The sequence below is a fragment of the Dictyobacter arantiisoli genome, from assembly GCF_008326305.1.
Classification (GTDB): Bacteria; Chloroflexota; Ktedonobacteria; order Ktedonobacterales; family Ktedonobacteraceae; genus Dictyobacter; species Dictyobacter arantiisoli.
Genome location: NZ_BIXY01000108.1, coordinates 1 through 17,956 on the forward strand (window position 1 = coordinate 1; position 17,956 = coordinate 17,956).

Consider the following 17,956-nt stretch of genomic DNA (forward strand, 5'->3'; position numbering starts at 1 on the left):
GGTGCAGGAAAGGTGCTGTGCACCTTTCCTGCACCACACACTAAAAAGGGCGCAGGCGCGCACGCGCCTGCCAGCCAGGGAGCAGCAAGATCCCGCTGGTATTGGGAGGCTGACACTCTCTCAGCTTGGCATGACTGGATAGAGATAGTGCTGGATTATTTACTTTAATTGCAAGCTAGCGCACGAGTAGCCGCTTGAATAATCGATAAACCATTTGGTCTACGAGGGTTGATTTTCTCAAATATATCCTCATTTTTTGCTATACTCTCATTAGAGGATTAGATGCGGAATTGCCTTGATTGCCCGTACTTGTCTTCTGCTCTCTTGTTTTACATACGGTTGAAGCGCAGTATTTATCGTTCTGTATGCTCTTGAGCTGTATGACATACTTCTTGCTGTTTTGAAAAGTATGTGTTGAAAGGATACTAAATGTTAACCAGGCTTGGTGGATGGCTCTATCGTGCGCGGTGGGCTGTTCTGGTGCTGGCGATTGTAGCAAGTATCGGGTTGGGATTATATGGTGCGGGGGCATTTAACTCGTCTGTTGACACAGGTTTGAATGATCCAAATAGTGAGTCTGCGAAGGCGCAGGATTTGTTGGATGCGACCTTTGCGCCGCAGGGATCAAAGAGCAGTTTGCTGGTGCTCTTGCTGCACGATAATGCCAATTTGAAAGCGACTGAACCGGCGTTTGAGCAGGCTACAAATAGCTTGATTGATAAGCTCAAAGAGCATCCAGAGGTGCTCACGGCTCATTCGTATTATGATACGCATAGTTCTGATTTTCTCTCGCATGATCAGCGGGAAACGTTTGTGACGTTAGATGTGTCTACCAAAGATGGGAATACAACTGTCTACAATCGTCTGAAACCGTTTATTACCTCTCCTGATTTACATATTGATATTGGTGGAACACTGGCCTCAGGTGTCCAGTTTAATGAACAACTTTATCATGACTTAGAGTTCTCGGAGACCGTGGCACTGCCAATTGTGGCTGTGTTGTTGGTCTTGATCTTTGGTGGATTGGTTGCGGCCATCCTGCCATTACTGGTGGGTGGTTTTGCCATTCTGGGTTCCTTCGCTGTCCTGCATGTATTGACAAACTTTATTTCTGTTTCGAGCTTTGCGACAAATGTCGTTACAATTATTGCCCTTGGTCTGGCAATTGATTATTCTCTCTTTATGGTGACGCGTTTCCGCGAGGAACTCTCTCAGAATGGAGGCGATGTTCAGCGTGCGATCCAGCGGGCAATGGCGACCTCGGGGCGCACTGTTCTGTTCTCGGGACTTACCGTCTGTACGAGCCTGTTAAGCTTGCTGGTCTTCCCGCAGAGCGTCCTGAAGTCAATTGGCCTGGCAACGATTGCCTCGGCCCTGGTGGCGATGCTGGGTTCTATCACGATCTTGCCCGTATTGTTGTCCCTGCTGGGAACACGGGTAAACGCCCTCTCGATTCAGCGCCTGTGGCGTAAGCGCGGCCAGCAGAGCGTCGCGCTATCAGATAAGCGTGGGGCCTGGTATCGCCTCTCTTACTTCGTGATGCGTTGGAGCATTCCTGTCTCGCTATTGTGTATCCTTGCCTTGCTGGGATTAGGTACACCATTCTTGCATATCTCATTCGCGACTGAGGATGAGCGTTCGCTGCCTTTGAACATCTCCTCACGCACTGTAGCTGAGCAGTTGAAGCAAAATTTCCCGAACCAGAACGACACCACGATTGTGCTGGCCGTGCAAACGCATGGAGATGTCCTGACGGCGGATAATCTGGCGAAAATGGATAGCTATGTCAGTGATTTAAAAAATCTGTCACATGTCACAAAGGTCCAGAGTGTGGTCAGTCTGACTCCTGGCGTGACACTGGCTCAGTACCAGCAACTGTATGCGCATCCAGCGTTGAATCCACCAGTGATGGCGGCTGCGCAACAACTGGCGAAGCAGAACGTCACGAAAGTTACGCTCACGGTAGATCTCGCTGCCCATTCCAATCAGGCCAAAGATGTGGTGACACAGGTACGCAAGCTGGCGCGACCGGCTGGTATTACCTCGCTGGTTGGAGGCCTATCGGCTTCAGAGATGGATCAGTTTGCAAGCCTGGGAAATAGTCTGCCGCGTGCTGGTAGTATCATGGTGGTCGCGATTTTCATTCTCCTGTTCTTAATGACCGGCTCCCTGATCATGCCGCTAAAAGCGATCATTTTGAATATGCTCTCGCTCTCGGCGACCTTTGGGGCCCTGGTCTGGATTTTCCAGGATGGGCACTTACAGAATCTCTTCGGTTTTAAAGCCTTTGGTGCTCTGGATAGTACCCAACCGATCCTGGTCTTTGCCATCGCTTTTGGTCTCTCGATGGACTATGAAGTCTTCTTGCTCAGTCGTATCAAGGAGCAGTTTGACCGGACCGGAGATAATCGTGAGGCCGTCGCAACCGGCTTGCAGCGTACCGGCTGGCTGATTACCAGTGCCGCCTTCTTACTGGCAATCGTCGTTGGAGCCTTTGGCACCTCGCGGATAATCTTTATTCAAGAACTCGGTGTGGGCCTCTGTCTGGCAATCCTGATGGATGCAACGCTGGTGCGTGCCATTCTGGTCCCTGCCATGATGAATCTGCTGGGTACATGGAACTGGTGGGCGCCGCGCCCACTCCAATGGCTCTGGCTACGGATTGGATTGCGTGAACCGAGCGATGAACCGCTCGAAAATGTGCCAGATAATAATATATCGAAAAGTGACGATGCGGTACTGGTCTAGTTCCACCCACCCGATATATTGATAGTTGTAGATATTTCGGTTGCGTTGTCTCTTGGTTGGATGCTTGTGCAGTATTCTTGCTAGCAGGCGCTGTAAGGAAGAGATCCATCCTGTACTCCTTAAAAGGGATAAAGGATGGATCTCTTCCTTTTTAGTTGTTTGTTGATTGATTATGAGTGCTGCCCTGGCCTAGCCCCAGCGTTGGCGGAGGCGTGGCAGGATCTCTTTTGAGTAGAGTTGGAGGAAGCGGGACTGATCGTCGCCCGGTGCATGGAAGATCAGGTGGGTGAAACCCAATTCAATGTAGGGACGGATCTGTTCAATATGTTCATCGATGTCATTAGAGACAAGCCAGCGACGATGGGCCTGATCGGCGACCGCCTCGGCCTTTCGCTCCATCTCACGTGCATCATGGATGGCGACTTTATCCTCTGCAGGCAAGGCCAGAGCGGCCCAGATGCGTGTATCAGCCATGGCACGCTTATGCTCTCTGTCAAAGGAGACTTTGACTTCGATGGTGCGCTCGATGTCATCTGGATCTTTATTGACTGCGCGTGCGCCCTCTTCAACGGCTGGTAGGAGCTTATCGCGATACAACTCGTCACCCTTTCCTGAGGTACAGATAAAGCCATCGCCCGCTCGACCAGCGAATTTGGCCGCAACTGGACCGCCCGCGCTGATATAAATGGGGATAGGCTGCTCTGGTTTGTCATAGATAGTGGCGTTTTTGGTTTTATAATATTTGCCGTCAAAGTTGACCAGATCCTCAGTCCAGAGCTGTTTGATCATGGCTACTGCTTCACGCAGACGGGCCAGGCGTTCCTTGGCCTCCGGCCATTCAGCAGCCGTCACAGCCACCTCATTCAGGGACTCGCCGGAGCCGACGCCAAGAATCATACGCCCAGGATTGAGGACACCGAGGGTTCCAAACGCCTGCGCCACGATAGCGGGTTCATAGCGGAAGGTTGGTGTCAATACGCTGGTACCCAATTGCACGCGTTTGGTGCGTTCACCCAGCGCACCCAGCCAGGCAAAAGCTTGAGGGGCATGCCCATTGGTATGTCGCCAGGGCTGGAAATGATCGCTAATCCAGACGCTATCAAATCCGCACTCTTCAGCCTCAACCGAAAAATCCAAGAGTTGGCGCGGACCAAATTGCTCCGCCGACGCCTTATAGCCCAGTTTCAAGGGATGCTTTCCCATAATAGAGAACTCCTCACTGTTATCGAAGTGATGGTAGCATATCTCTTTGTATCCCTGTCGTAGGTTCTGTTCCCAGCGGGATACATAGGAATAGCGCTATCACATTGAACAAAAACTTTGTCCTTGCCAGCATATCACCTGGAGAAAAATCTCTCAAATCTGCAAGAGTAACATTTTTTACATACGCTAATTTTTGCTCTTATTAATAACTATTAAATCCAAGTAATAATTTATCTCTTATATCGCTATTACACTTCCGCCGCAGGCAGAGCTAACCCTCAAATATCGTTTATTTATCGCTGACGGTGCCTTAACACGCTTACAAATCGAAAATCATTTATCTGCGTAATCCTCACAGTAAAGACATCTGGTTTCTCGTATGTGGGAGAGAGCTACGTTGGTGTCTGTTTGCGTACGGATGAATGCGGATGGATAAATGAGATAGTCGTGATTTAGCTCTTTCTCTATAATGAAATGAGTGGCACCATGCACTTTTTATGAAGGCAGGCAATACAGGAGAGGATGGTCTGTGCTGGTGTTGCGACTAAAAGAGAAAGAAGGGTGTTTGTAATGAGTGACCAAATTGGTGGTTATGTAGATGGGCAGTTTGCTGATGTCGTATTGGAAGCCAGTCCTGAAGTGCTTGTGCCCTCAACAGCAGTAAAACCGGTTCGTGGCCTCACGCGCAAGGATGTCAGTGCTATTGTGGCTGAATTTGTGGGATGTTTCTTATTTGTCTTTATCGGAGCCGGATCAATTATTGCCAATACCTGGACGCAGGACTCAGTTGGACTGATGGGTATCGCCGCCGCGCACGGTCTGGCGCTTGGCATTTTGATTACGATCTTCGGAGCCACTTCTGGCGGACATTTTAATCCCGCTGTGACGGTTGCGCTGCTAGTGGCTCATCGTATCAAAGCATTATTAGCGCTGGCTTATCTCCTGGCGCAGTTGTTAGGTGCGACGCTGGGAGCCTTCCTCTTGCGTGTAACATTTCCGGTCTCGATCTGGAAGGCAGCGCAACTTGGTACGCCTGGCCTTTCCACTGGCATCTCGCCGCAGGCCGGTGTGGTTGTGGAGGCGCTCTTAACCTTTTTCTTATTGCTGGCTATCTATGGAACCGCCATCGATACACGTGCGCCCAAACTGGGCGGTTTCGCCATTGGCCTGACCGTGATGGTGGGAATTCTGGGCGCTGGCGTCTTAACCGGAGGTGCGATGAATCCTGCCCGTGCTTTTGGGCCAGCCCTTGCCAGTGGCGACTGGAATAATCATATTGTGTACTGGATTGGGCCACTGGTGGGAGCTATCCTGGCTGCCTTTCTGTATGAATATGTGATTCTCCCCCGCTCACAGGAGATAATAAAAGAGCAGTATGAAGATGGGCAGGCAGCCCTGGACGACGATGAAAGTGTTGTACCGCACGATGTCAGGGAAGAGAATATTCCCCAACCGCACCGGGTAGGTCCTGATGAGGGATGAATGGACTGGTAGTAGGCTCTACCTCGGTTAAGCCGGAGCCGCGCATATCATAGCGAATCACTTGATGCTGGCGGGCCAGAAATTGAAAATGATTATCCCATACCCGTCGATCCAGAAATCCTCCATGTTGCAAGACTACCGGTGAGCCGGTGCCCGCAACTTCATAATAGATGCGGGCACCTGGCACAGGCACGAAGCCGTGTTGTACTGGTTGTTCAAATGCCATAGAAATACTTCCTCTATTTCACTAGTGGATACATATAGTTTGACATCTATCTAAACGCCATACTCTACTATTTGTCGCCGGGCAGGAAAGTATGACGGTGGTTTGTTGCCTGCGCATTCCGCTACTAGCGAAACAGAAGCAGGAAGGCGACCAGCAGTGCATATACTGCGATAGTTTCTGCGAAGACCAGACCCAATAAAAAGTTCATGCGAATGGCCGGGGCTGCTTCGGGATTCCGTCCTAATGCCTCATAGGCTTTGCCGTTTGCCATACCCATTGCCAGACCTGCGCCAATGCCGCCTAATCCAATCGCCAGCGCGACCCCAATAGCTTGATAAATACCCATCGATGTTGTACCTCCGTCTTTCTTATAATCTCTATTTTCTTTGCTCGTTCTTGACACTGTTATTGTAACTGTCCATACCTTGAAATACCATCATACGTTCGCACTACATTCCCTTAGTCTTTTGGATGACAACCCTTTGATGGCTGGTATTACGGCTACTTATTCTGGTATAATTAAAAGCAGAATGAAAAGAATAATGAGGAGGGCAGATGGGAAATAAAGAACGGAAAAAAATTTCTCTGCTCATTGCCAATGACCATCAGGTGGTTCAGGATGGATTGCGCTGCATGCTGGCAGGCAGTCCTGAGATTGAGCTTGTAGGCTGTGCCAGTAGTATCCCCGAAACGATACGTCTGGTCGGCGAATGTGAACCCGATGTACTCTTGATCGATCCCCATATGCCTGAGCAGGATGGCTGGCAGGCGATTCAACTGATACGCGGCGAATGGCCGCAAGTGGCGATTCTGATTTATACGGGACAGCAGCACGACGACCATCTGCTCCGAGCTTTGCGGGCGGGCGTCAGTGCCTATCTTCCCTTGCGTAGCGAGCGTGCGGCATTATTGTATGCCATCCATGCCGTGGGACATGGACATACCTTGCTGGCGCCAGAAGCGGTTGCGCGCCTGCTGGCATGTATTAACACGAACAGCCTCCATCTATCCGCGCCCGGCCCTCAGAAGAGTACTGATAGCGAGTTAACTGAACGTGAGCGTGAGGTATTGCAGCGTGTAGTCTATGGTGAGCGCAACAAAGAGATAGCTGTCTGCTTGAGTATCAGCGAGCCCACCGTTAAATCCCATCTGGCAAGCATTTATTTCAAGCTAGGAGTCGATTCGCGTGCCTCAGCCGTCGCCGTCGCGCTTGAGCGTGGTATTCTAACCCTGCAGAAACGCTAATCAGGATTTGGAAGATCCTGATTGGCCTTGTTGAAATTGAATTTTTAGTGTATAAGAGATATAGGCCAGTTGAATGGTTCAATTCTCGTCCCATCCAGCCTTAGAATTGTGCAGGAAAGCGCACCGCAGAAAAGCCGCGTAGCAGGTAGCGATGTGGGAGAATGATCATTTCTGTGCTACATTTTCATTGTCGCAAGTATTTAAATGGACTGATTTCGCTAAGCGAAGTCACTGGAAAGTGGTACCATTGTGCAAAAGCAGCCTCAAAGTGATCGCGCTACGATAGATAACATGCCAGCGGCTGAACAAGATAGCACCGAGGAACTGGCGGAGATTTATACTCCCGAATACACACCCAGACGCAGGTTTTTGAACGCCGTGCTCTGGATAGTTGCAGTATTGGTGATTATTGGTTTTGCGTTCTTTGGCGTAACAGCCCTGCAACATCATCCTCCCTTGCCCTCCGACACCACAGGCGCCGTCTATCATGTCCTGGCTTCTGTCACCTCTCCATTGCTCTAAGACCAATCAATACTCAGAGTGTGTCGGACTCCCATGCTCTCCATAATCTCTGTGCATGAGTTTTCGCACCTGCGGTGCTCAAACATCTTTTTAGTGTGTGGTGTCGGAAAAGTTCTTCGAACTTTCCCGACACCACACACTAAAAAGGGCGCAGGCGCGCATGCGCCTGCCAGCCGGTCAAACAGTAAGATCCCGATGGGCCTGGAAGTCCGACACCTTCTCAAGAAAAATCCGTTGCATACTATCTGCAACGGATTTTTCTTGTTGATTTTTCATTGCTAGCATGTGTTGCACTGTTGCTAGAATATGAATGCCGTGATTGGTAGGCCCTGTTCTCCTGTTTTTCTCATAACTGGCCGTTTGTCGCGTCCTTATAATGGGTGGTCTAGCCTATTCTAGCTATGCATTTGAGACAAATGACACAATGTATGTTGTTAAAGCGATTCATTCTTTAGTATAGATTGTTATGCTGTATCAATGATGCATCTGTGAGGGAGATAGTTCTTGTTGTGTAGTGTCAGGTTTGTTGAGTTCTGGAGGCGGTTGCTTTCACTATAAAAGGAGTTGGAAGGACAAAGATGAAGATTCTTGTTACAGGTGGGACCGGTTTTCTTGGTCGGCATCTTGTTTCTGCTCTGTTGGATCGAGGTCATCGCGTGTATGTGATGGGGCGTAATTTTGTGAGTGTGCAGGATTTTTTGACGGATGGTGCGATCCCTATCAAATGTGATTTGCGCGATCATGAGGCAGTCTATGCGGCTTGCGCAGGGATGAATACTGTCTATCATCTGGGGGCGCTGGTGGGTCCATGGGGCGATGGTACGGATTTCGCAGCTGTGAATATTGAAGGGACGGCGGCGGTGCTGGAAGGGTGTCGCAGGCATCATGTCAAGCGCTGTGTGTATGTATCGTCGACCTGTGTTACTTTTAATGGACACGACCAGCATGCTATTTCTGAACAGACCCCCTATACGCGCCACTTTACGTCGGATTATGCTTTAACGAAAAAGCGTGCCGAGGAGATGGTGAAGTCAACTGTGGATGTGCCAGCGGTGATTATTCGTCCCAGTTTTGTCTTTGGCCCCGGCGATCAGTGGTTGCCAGGTGTTGTTGAGGCGGCAGCTCAGCAGCGGTTCTATCAGATTGGCAATGGACGGAATCAAGTTGATTTGACGTATGTTGATAATGTGACGCAGGCTCTGCTGGCAGCTCTCTATGTTGTGAATGCTACAGGTAAAACATATATTATTACCAATGATGAGCATGTTTATATATGGGATATGATTCGCACATTATTACAACGTGTGAAATGTTCAACTGAGTTGCGTTATGTGCCTTTGCCGTTTGCGCGAGCCGTGGCTAGCTTCAGAGAACGTCAGGCCGAACGTGGGAAAGGTATGGCTCCCATTCTGACACGCTATGGTGTTGATATGCTGAGTTGTACACAGACATATGATATCACTGCGGCACGTCGAGATCTTGGTTATCAGCCGATTGTTTCGGTGGCTGAGGGTATCGAACGCACCGTGGAGACCTGGCAGTTACAGCATCGTATTGCTATATAAGAAACTACTATTGTTGCTTTTATCGTCCTTGATCGTTCTTTTTTTAACGCATCGCTTTGCACTATGAAGCGGAAAGAGCTATCGTGACCACGCTGCAGGTTGCGAGCGTGGAGCCACGATACTCTTAAGCGGTGCATCCTCTGCTTAGCTTCCTCGTTTCTGCTTTTTATTGATCACCCATAATTTTGATGCAGACTGGCTGCGGCAATTGTATAGCATCTCCGGTTGCGGTCAGGGTGCCGTTGGTTGGATCAATGGCGAATGTGACCACGTTATTGGTTTGTTGATTGGCTGCGAGCAAGAATTTTCCTCCCGGTGTCAGAGCGAAATTCCGTGGACATTTTCCTCCACTGGAGCTATGTGCTATGGCACTGAGCTTGCCCGTTTGCTGCTCAAGCGCGAAGACGGCGATACTGTCATGCCCCCGATTCGAGCCATAGAGGAATGCACCTGTGGGATGGATATGGATATCCGCACAGGTATTGGTGCCCGTGAAGCCCACTGGCAGTGTAGTGATGCTTTGAATTGGATCGAGTGTGCAGGTAATGGGATCAAAGCTGTACGCTGTAATAGTTGAAGCAAGCTCATTGATCACGTAGGCATAATTCTTGCTGGGATGGAAGGCCATGTGTCTGGGTCCTGCACCCGGCTTGCTGGCTGTTTCTGCCTGATAGATGAATTTCTGCTGCTCCGCGTCGATATGATAGGTGATGATTTTGTCCAGTCCGAGATCGGCCACCAGAAATGCATTGCCAGCGGGATCAAACGTGCAGGAATGGGGATGCGCGCTACTCTGGCGTTGTGGATCGAGGCTGGAACCGTGGTGTTGGATTTTGTCTGCTAAGGGACCAATTTCGCCGTTGGCTTGCAGAGGATAGAGACAGATGCTGCCTCCAGTATAGTTGTTGAGCACGAGAAAGCGTTGGTTTCCATCAAGCGTCAGAAAGCAAGGGTCCTCACCCAGCGTGGGTTGTTGATTGAGGAAGGTCAGTTGGCCTGCCTGGTTGTCGATGGCAAACGTGGCTACCGATCCTCCTGCCTGTCCCTGATACTCCAATGTCTCGCTGACCGCATAGAGGTACCGTTGTTGCTGATCGTGTGCGAGAAATGAAGGATTTTCGATGCCTGCTATGCTATCAATGTATGTCAGCGTGCCGGTATCGGTATCCAGTGTATAGAGAAAGATGCCTGGATCTTGTTGATTAGCATAAGTGCCAATGTAGACATTGCTCGTATGTTGTATATTCATGCTGGATTTCAGCTCTCCTTTTTGTGTAGTTTCTACCCCTCAGAAGGGCATGTTATTATTATGACATGAAAATCAGGATGGGGATACTATAAAAGGGAAGCGGAAAACCCTGTAAAAGGCGCAGCAGTGCGGGAGCACCTCACGGCCCTGGCGATCTGGAAATTAGCGATTCTGCTTGAGGGAAGCTATAAGCGCTATCTCTCCGGCACAACCGATGATCCTTTCTTCCAACTGCTCGATCAAGGAGTGCCAGCTCTGGCCCGACGTGCGCTCTCCGTCTGCCATGGTGAGATGAAGTTTGGTTTGTGATGATCTCCAATTGAGCTATGCAGCTTCGTGTCCTGTTTGTGTGGACACGAAGCTGTGAGTATAAGGGTATTATAAACGTAATCAAGCGTAGAAGTTACGTATCCAGCGATACTTCTTGAGGATTTTAAGTTGCTGAGGGGTAAGTGCCTTGCCGTCGCTGATTGCCATGTTACGTTCGGCATTGCGTATTGAACGCATCCCAGGAATAATGGTCGAGACAGCGGGATGGTGTAAGGCGAAGCGCAACGCAATCTCAGGGATCTCATCAATGGAGACTCCCAGGTCGGCGGCCATATTTCTGACGCGGCTATAGACATCATTTTTGCGCGTGCCATGGAAATAGTGCGCACGGAAGTCGGCGGTATCAAAGGTGCTATCAGGTGTCACCTTGCCTGTCAGGCCTCCTTCATCCAATGGGACACGCACAATCACACCGATATTCTGTTTCTGGCAGGCGGCGAAGAGTCGATCCTCAGGACTCTGATCAAACACATTATAGATAACCTGTACAGTATCGATAGCTCCAGTGCCGATGGCGCGCAGCACATTGTCGGCCTCATGATCATTCACCGAGATGCCAAAGAAGCGAATTTTGCCCTGCCCTTTTAACTGCTGGATGGCTTCCAGCCAATCTCCCTGGCCCACCCAGTCATCTTGCCAGACGTGGAATTGCAAGACATCGATTGTTTCCGTACCCAGATTGCGCAGGCTTATTTCTGTCTGCTCGATCACATAATCCTTTGGGAAAGTTTCAGAGACTGGCACGCCGGGGCGCGCGGGCCATTGACCATTCTTCGGAGGAACCTTGGTCGCGATATAAATGCGTTTGCTGATATTCTTGCGCACAACCTGCCCTACCAGGCGCTCGCTATGCCCATTGCCATAACCCAGGGCGGTATCGATAAAATTCAAGCCCAGATCAATTGCCTTTTGCAGAGCTTGCAACGACTCCTCATCATCAGCTCCCACCCAGCCACTCTTGCCAATACCCCAGGCCCCATAGCCAATTTCCGAGACAGACAGACCTGTCCTGCCCAACGTGCGGTAATGCATCGCTTACTCCTTCTTTATAACTACAATATTCCTCTTTTATAAATATATTCTATGTGATGGGATGACGAAATACAACGACTTTTCGTCTGTGTGACTTTCGCTCTGAACTGGAAACGTCTCTCTAGTTTGTATACAGTTGAAGGGTGGAAATCGTATTGATGAGGAAGGACAAACAATCCATGAGGAAGGTGACACATGACGGGTGTTCAATTTGGCTGGTCAATGCCAGTTGGTAACGGTAATATCGAACGCAACGCGTATCTCAAGGCCAACAGACGTGGTCTGGAGATCATTGCGCACTCCTTTGACTCCGCCTGGATGTCAGATCACGTACAGTTTGGCGCTAGCGATACGTTAGAGGGCTGGACCGCGCTGACCTATCTGGCGGCACAACGTCCTGAACTGAAATTCGGACATCTGGTCCTATGCCAACTGTTCCGCAATCCCGCCTTGCTGGCAAAAATGGCCGCCACTCTGCAATATATGAGTCAGGGACGTTTCATCTTCGGCATAGGCGCGGGCTGGCATGAAGAAGAATGCAATGCCTATAATATTGACTTTCCCACCCCAGGTGAGCGCGTTGAATCTTTGGAGGAGACATTACAGATCACCAGAGCGCTCTGGACGCAGGACAATGTCAGCTTTCAGGGCAAGTATCATAGCGCCGCAAATGCCTATTGTCACCCCCGGCCAGATCCCCTTCCACCTATCCTGATCGCAGGATTTAAACCCAGAATGCTGAACCTCATTGCACGTTATGCTGATTGGTGGGAGGTTGGAGAAGGGGATATTGATACCGTCAAGCGGCATATCGCCAACTGTGAGCAGGCATGCCGTGAGATAGGACGCAATCCCGCAAGTTTGCGTAAAGTCATGCGCGCCAAATGTATCTGCGCTCCCAACGAATCAATTGTCCATGAACTGGCAACGGGCAAAATACAAAACTCATCGCACGCCTTTGTTGGCACGCCCAAACAAATCATCGCGCAGATACGTCCCTTCATCGACCTCGGCATCGACTATTTTATCCTCTCCTGTGAAGGCTTTCCTAATCTGATCACGCTCCAAACGCTGGTCAATGACGTCCTGCCGCAGTTGAGTCACTAATATCCAAACGAATGATAATGACGTCCTGCTGCAATGGAGTTATTACGATCCAAACGCATACGAATGACTTCTCATTGCACTAAGAGGATGTATGAGAAAAAACGTAGGCATTGCACGGACCTGCGCTTGCGCTTCGTGCCGTGCCTACATCTTCCATTCCATCATCTCTCGATCCCAGAGAAATGGATACAGGGCTTCGGGGCTTGGGAATCGTACGATTCACGGGAAAGCGCACCTCGGTTGCGACCTCGGCACGCACCTACATTTCTCCATCATGATTCTCGTTATTGAAGCGGTATTGCCGTTCTACGGTGGAGTCGTACACAAACCTCGCCCTAAAGATGCGTTAGAGAGCGATGGACACATGTGATGGGTTGCATCTCATCACAGTGCAAGATGAGCGTATAGCTCCACCGTAGGTGGCAGCTACGTTTGGATGTGTGGGTAACGTGGTTATATTGTGTAGTCGCGTGGGGTATTTTGGTTATATTGTGTGTAGGTGGCGATGGCGTATTCGTAGACAGCCTGGCTGCATTGTGCGTGCAGTTCGATCGCAGCCTGGCTATGGACTGTTGGAAAGAAATCGCGCTGCTGAATTTTTCGTAGCTCGCTGGTCAGATTGTGCAGAGCATGCTCGTATGCTTCCAGGGATGCGAATGTCCATTGTTGGGCCAGTACCTCTTCTCTTTGGTGGGCAAGAAAGGCGTCTCCACGCTTGCCGAGTTCTGTGTATTCCTGTTGGCGTTCCGCTTGAAAATTCTCCACCAACCGTTGCTGTTGTAGCTCGTCTCCCGCCTTTGAAATAAAGAACCAGCCGCTCCCCTGTTGTTTCTCCAGGCTTGCGATCACTTTCGTAATAAAGTCCGCATGTTCCGCCGTATGGGGAAGTATCCAGAGGCCATTTTGTAGGAGTAACGCGCCGCTACCTTGCATGCGCCGCCAGACCATCACGCGCAAGCTCGATGGGGAAGCCGGAAGCTGAGGCGCAAAGAGGAGCCATTCATCGCTCTGCATAGTAACCTTTCTCGTGCAATCAATGTTGCATATTATAATGAAACAACTGTTGCATGAAAGTGTACCATAGACAGGAAGCGTGAATTTCCTGGTTGGTTGCAAATTATCTTGAATAGTGGTATCACCGCAGGTAGTATTACTGCTATACTATTAAATCTGGCATTCAACCGCACGTCGACTTCCCCAACGATTTCATTAGAAATGGCGGAGCCTGCTACAGTAGGAAATGAAGCTGATCCGGCGGTTTCATAAGTCTCTCCATCCTTTACAGGATGTCCGCGTTCTTGTCTTGTTGCTTGCCAGTCAACTCAATGTTATGGGGGCTGGCAAAGTTGTGTATATTGTAGGTAAAGTGCGATTATTCTTACATATGGGATTTGTAAGCATTTGTTTTAAGAGTTTGTTTAACCAGCTGAAAAACAAAATGAGTGTAAAGTGCTGGTTTTATAGCGCTGTGTTAAGATGCAAAAGTACTAGCCACTTTCTGATTTTTCCAACTCAGGGCGGCCATTCTCTATAATTAAAGAACGCCTGAAAATAGCAGGGGAAGTTGTGTACACTTTCCTTTCATGTGTATAGCAGCGCCATAACTATAGGTATCGTTCATAGGGGAGACGCAGTTGATAGATGTTCTAAAAGCTAAATATATGAAGTTAAATCGTTACAGTCTTGCTGCTTTTATTTCTATTGCATTCGCAACTGTCTTGCGTGTGGTTCTTGTTGTCATGCACTGGCCGCCGACAAATAGCGATGAAGGCACAATGATGATTATGGCCTATAATATCGCGTATAAAGGTGAGCGACCGCTGAATTTTTACCAGCAAGATTATATGGGCACAATTGAAGCTTATCTGGGTGCTTTGCTCTTTCGCTTGACCGGCGGACCTTCGATTATGGCGATGCGCTTTGGGGTCATTTTCCTGACCACACTGTTCTTTATTGCGATGTATTTTTTCGCACGCCTGATCTTTTCCAAGAAAATGGCAATCGTCACAATTGCCCTGCTCAGTGTTGGTTCGATTCCCTATTTGACCCGCCAGGTTATCGCTACAGGCGGTTCCACACAGACATTGCTCTTTGGTACATTCGCCTTCTTTCTTGCTTCATGGTTGGCTATGACCTACCAGCGTTCGCTATCGTTCCAGGTGAGACTCAAACGCTTGCCGATCTATGTCCTGTATGGCATAGTGGTTGGGCTGGGCCTCTGGAGCGATATGATTGTATTGCCTGTAATGGCATTCGCGACCTTATTGTTACTCTTTTTTTGTTGGCGTGAGCTGCTTGTCTGGGGAGGCTGGCTCTGCCTGATTGTTGGCGGATTACTGGGCTTTTTGCCCAGTTTACTCTACAATGCATCAATCCATAAAGATCCAATTACCACTCTGCTTGGTCTGGTGCATGGTACTGGTTCGCAGAGTATGCTCAGCATGGGGGCATTATGGATCAATCTAGTGAACACCATTCAAGTCAGCCTGCCAACAGCGACCGGCTTGCCGTTTTGTCCCGTCAATGAATATCCTTTCCTGGGCGATAATACTCCTCGAACGTTGCAGTGTGGAATTATCCAATCCTCGTGGAGCTTTTTTTATATCGCTCTGGTAGTGATCGGGCTGGTTTCATTGATCCTGGCAGTACGCCATCTGGCAAAAAAGAGGAAGATCTTGCCCGAGCGTGAATTTCACCAGGAGCTAGTTCGTCTGGTTACCCAGGTGACATTGCTTCTTTGCTGGTCGGGTATTCTTCTCGTCTATATCTATAGCTCTGGTCCAGTGAGCCAACCTGGCTACCATGCCCGCTACTTAATTACGCTCTTGATCAGTACACCCGCAGTGATGTCTCCTCTTTACCGTGCGGCCAGCCAACTCAAGTCGCTGGCGACATGGCAACGTCTCCGTCTCTATGGGAGTCGTGCCTTGCTGGCACTGCTAGCATTGATCCTGGTGATTGGAACCGGCATTGCGTTTAGTGAAGTACCCAGAACGCAGGCCGCAGAATTATCACGCATGGATCTGGTCGCCAATCTTGAGCGTATCGGCGTCACGCGCTTTTATACCGATTACTGGACCTGCAATAATCTGATGATCGCCAGTGACCGTAAGCTCCTCTGTGTCAGCGTCAAAGCCAACCTCGTCGAACACGGCAACCGCTATCCCCCTTATCAGCAAATAGTTGAGAATACGCCCAATGCCTCCTGGATGTGTCCAAAGAATCGATATCTGACCATCTGGGAATATGACTGTTTACCTGCTCTCAACAAAATGATGCAGATGATGCCCCCTGGGAACTACAAGCGCTATGAATTTGACCAGTATGTAATCTATAAAAACATCAGGCCCGTCGCTCCGTAGCAGGCGGCACAAACTACTACCCTATAACCTGAGATGGCCTGGGGAAGCCCTTTGGGGCATGGATGTGTCAGGGTAATGGTTTCATTTCAAAAGAGGAGGCGTGATCTATGCGGTCGGCCTCTTCTTTTTTTATTTGATCTTGTCCAACTGGCAACGTTACAGAAATAGGATTTCTGGCGTGTACCGTTTAGGTGTTATCGCCTGGCCTGCGAAAATTGTTTTTCTCTTGTTTATGGATAGTGCTTTGATCAAGAACGTATTTGCGCTCCATCTTCTATCTATCTGACAGGTTATTTCTGGAGTTAAATTGTTGACTGACGCATGGAAATGCTATTTTCAATGTATATGTTATGCTATATATACTGAATTACGGAGTTCAGCACCATTCCCAGGAAAGAGCATCTTTGAGAATAGCGTTTTTCAGACGTCTAACAATGTGCATTCAACATACATTTGCACGCTTGAAATTCTCGTGCTATTAGATAGAGATAGAAAGATGGTAAGATCGGTCTAATGGTGTGTCTTTCTGTGCAAAGGAGGCAGAATGACTGTACAGCAGCATGGATGTACTTCACTTTATCTGCTCCATGATCGAGCATATATCGATTTGGATATTACCCTGAGTAGTGGTACTATGCGCAAGGCTCGTTTCCTGGTGGATACGGGTGGGAAGGCGTTGGTCTTTACAGAAGCTTTTGCACGCGATCTGGGCATGGTTCAGGATCGCAGGCGCTCCGTGCCCGGATTAGCATTGACCTATCAACGTGTGACGCGGAAGCCGCAGATGTCCATTGGCACGTATGCGTTGGATCTGCGAGGCGTGACGGCGTGGATCGCACCGGCAAACTATGCGCGTTTTTATGGCGATGGCGTGGATGGTACGCTACCGGGTATTGTCCTGTCGCGCTACTATGTGACGCTGGATTATCCTCAACAGGAGTTCAGCATTGCTCCCAGGGAAGCCGCCGGGCCAGCTACATCCCATGGGGAGCCGGTCCCGGTGACCTTTTCACCTCAAAGTCGTCTGCCGCGTATTGAAGTGAATATTGCGGGTGAACGGCTGGGAATGTTGTTGGATACCGGTGCCTCCTGTTCGATGATCTCCGAGCGCTTGTTGGAAACCTGGTCTGAACGCTATCCACAATGGCCACAGGCTTCTGGCGCAGTCGGAACCGCGAATGTAGGCGCGACTGGTGATGCATTTGCGCGTATGGTGCGTATTCCCTACATCATTGTCGGTTCCTTGCTGGTGAAAATGGTCGTAGCGGTCTCACGCCCGGCGGAAATTTTTGATGAGCGGTTGTCAGGGCAACACCTGGACCCGATTGTGGGTGTACTGGCCGGGAATGTTTTGAAACAGTTTCGCATTGAGATTGATTATCAGCACAGCATGTCCTATTGGGAACGGCTGGGTTCATCCTATCCTTATGACATGGATATGGTGGGATTGACGCTGGCCCCTCATCGCGACGGTACCTATAGTATCGCGGTTGTCTCCGATGGTAATCATTTTCGGGTGCGGCAAGCTGTCCAGGTTGGTGATCGCCTGTTACAGGTAGATGGCCTGGTAGTGAAGGGACAGCCCTTATCGAAAGTCGTGGCGGCGCTGAAAGGCAGCCCCGGACAGCGTTGTACCCTATTGCTTGAACGTGATGGTGAATTGCGTTGCGTCTCAGTACTCACTGCACGCATTCTTTAACGCTTGCTCTTTTTCCATATCGTGGGGGGGGCCCCTCAGATTTTCGCAAAGTTCTTTTGAGCGCGAACTCAACTCGGTAGGAAAGATCGCTTCCAGGGGTGGTGAGCAGAAGGACGAGAGGAACCAGGTAGCGTAGCAGGAGGAGCGGCGGGGAGGCGTGGTGGTGCAGGCTCGGCCTTGGGTGGC

General features: G+C 49.7%; 14 protein-coding genes and 1 pseudogene. 9 read left to right on the plus strand and 6 right to left on the minus strand.

Annotated elements, in window-relative coordinates:
• The first annotated feature begins 429 nt into the window (after positions 1-429).
• Complete coding sequence (locus tag F1593_RS24595; protein WP_149404206.1) at positions 430-2,748, plus strand: MMPL family transporter; 2,319 nt, start codon at positions 430-432, stop codon at positions 2,746-2,748.
• 189 nt (positions 2,749-2,937) lie between these two features.
• Here F1593_RS24595 and fgd read toward each other — a convergent pair whose 3' ends face one another.
• On the minus strand, positions 2,938-3,951 hold the full coding sequence (gene fgd, locus F1593_RS24600) for a glucose-6-phosphate dehydrogenase (coenzyme-F420) (protein WP_149404207.1): 1,014 nt from the start codon (positions 3,949-3,951) through the stop codon (positions 2,938-2,940).
• Between the two features lie 570 nt (positions 3,952-4,521).
• Between fgd and F1593_RS24605 the strand changes: the two genes are divergently transcribed.
• A complete protein-coding gene (locus tag F1593_RS24605; RefSeq protein WP_149404208.1) occupies positions 4,522-5,433 on the plus strand; it encodes an aquaporin in 912 nt (303 codons plus the stop codon).
• On the opposite strand, the gene F1593_RS24610 is transcribed toward F1593_RS24605, so the two are convergent.
• Together F1593_RS24610 and F1593_RS24615 are read right to left on the minus strand one after the other, a co-directional pair.
• The gene (locus tag F1593_RS24610; protein ID WP_149404209.1) at positions 5,381-5,659 is read right to left on the minus strand and encodes an alpha/beta fold hydrolase; all 279 of its coding nucleotides are present in this window, start codon (positions 5,657-5,659) and stop codon (positions 5,381-5,383) included. The genes F1593_RS24605 and F1593_RS24610 overlap by 53 nt on opposite strands.
• 124 nt (positions 5,660-5,783) lie before the next feature.
• Positions 5,784-6,005 carry an ATP synthase F0 subunit C gene (locus tag F1593_RS24615; RefSeq protein ID WP_149404210.1) on the minus strand — a complete coding sequence of 74 codons (222 nt, stop codon included), beginning with the start codon at positions 6,003-6,005 and terminating at the stop codon, positions 5,784-5,786.
• A gap of 209 nt (positions 6,006-6,214) precedes the next feature.
• Here F1593_RS24615 and F1593_RS24620 point away from each other — a divergent pair, with 209 nt between their 5' ends.
• From F1593_RS24620 to F1593_RS24630, 3 genes are all read left to right on the plus strand, one after another.
• Positions 6,215-6,904 (plus strand): LuxR C-terminal-related transcriptional regulator, encoded by a 690-nt coding sequence (locus tag F1593_RS24620; protein WP_149404211.1) that lies wholly within the window; start codon positions 6,215-6,217, stop codon positions 6,902-6,904.
• Positions 6,905-7,153: 249 nt separating this feature from the next.
• Positions 7,154-7,426 (plus strand): hypothetical protein, encoded by a 273-nt coding sequence (locus F1593_RS24625; protein WP_149404212.1) that lies wholly within the window; start codon positions 7,154-7,156, stop codon positions 7,424-7,426.
• 578 nt (positions 7,427-8,004) lie between these two features.
• Positions 8,005-8,991, plus strand: a complete 987-nt coding sequence (locus tag F1593_RS24630) for an NAD-dependent epimerase/dehydratase family protein (protein WP_149404213.1) — start codon at positions 8,005-8,007, stop codon at positions 8,989-8,991.
• A gap of 166 nt (positions 8,992-9,157) precedes the next feature.
• Here F1593_RS24630 and F1593_RS24635 read toward each other — a convergent pair whose 3' ends face one another.
• A complete protein-coding gene (locus F1593_RS24635; protein WP_149404214.1) occupies positions 9,158-10,240 on the minus strand; it encodes a lactonase family protein in 1,083 nt (360 codons plus the stop codon).
• Between the two features lie 156 nt (positions 10,241-10,396).
• Here F1593_RS24635 and F1593_RS24640 point away from each other — a divergent pair.
• A pseudogene (locus tag F1593_RS24640) lies at positions 10,397-10,549 on the plus strand (phosphotransferase family protein); the annotation flags it as partial.
• 81 nt (positions 10,550-10,630) lie between these two features.
• Here F1593_RS24640 and F1593_RS24645 read toward each other — a convergent pair.
• Positions 10,631-11,602, minus strand: a complete 972-nt coding sequence (locus F1593_RS24645) for an aldo/keto reductase (RefSeq protein ID WP_149404215.1) — start codon at positions 11,600-11,602, stop codon at positions 10,631-10,633.
• A 195-nt stretch (positions 11,603-11,797) separates the two neighbouring features.
• On the opposite strand from F1593_RS24645, the gene F1593_RS24650 reads away from it, so the two are divergent.
• Positions 11,798-12,709, plus strand: coding sequence for an LLM class flavin-dependent oxidoreductase (locus F1593_RS24650; protein ID WP_149404216.1), 912 nt, complete (start codon positions 11,798-11,800; stop codon positions 12,707-12,709).
• 453 nt (positions 12,710-13,162) lie between these two features.
• Here the strand turns inward: F1593_RS24650 and F1593_RS24655 are convergent, their stop codons facing one another.
• Entirely contained in the window at positions 13,163-13,723 is a 561-nt protein-coding gene (locus F1593_RS24655) for a Chromate resistance protein ChrB (protein ID WP_149404217.1), read from the minus strand.
• Between the two features lie 647 nt (positions 13,724-14,370).
• Between F1593_RS24655 and F1593_RS24660 the strand changes: the two genes are divergently transcribed.
• Together F1593_RS24660 and F1593_RS24665 are read left to right on the plus strand one after the other, a co-directional pair.
• Positions 14,371-16,071: an ArnT family glycosyltransferase gene (locus F1593_RS24660; RefSeq protein WP_149404218.1), complete on the plus strand. Its 1,701-nt coding sequence runs from the start codon at positions 14,371-14,373 to the stop codon at positions 16,069-16,071.
• Between the two features lie 544 nt (positions 16,072-16,615).
• Positions 16,616-17,770: an aspartyl protease family protein gene (locus F1593_RS24665; RefSeq protein WP_149404219.1), complete on the plus strand. Its 1,155-nt coding sequence runs from the start codon at positions 16,616-16,618 to the stop codon at positions 17,768-17,770.
• The last annotated feature ends 186 nt before the right edge of the window (positions 17,771-17,956 follow it).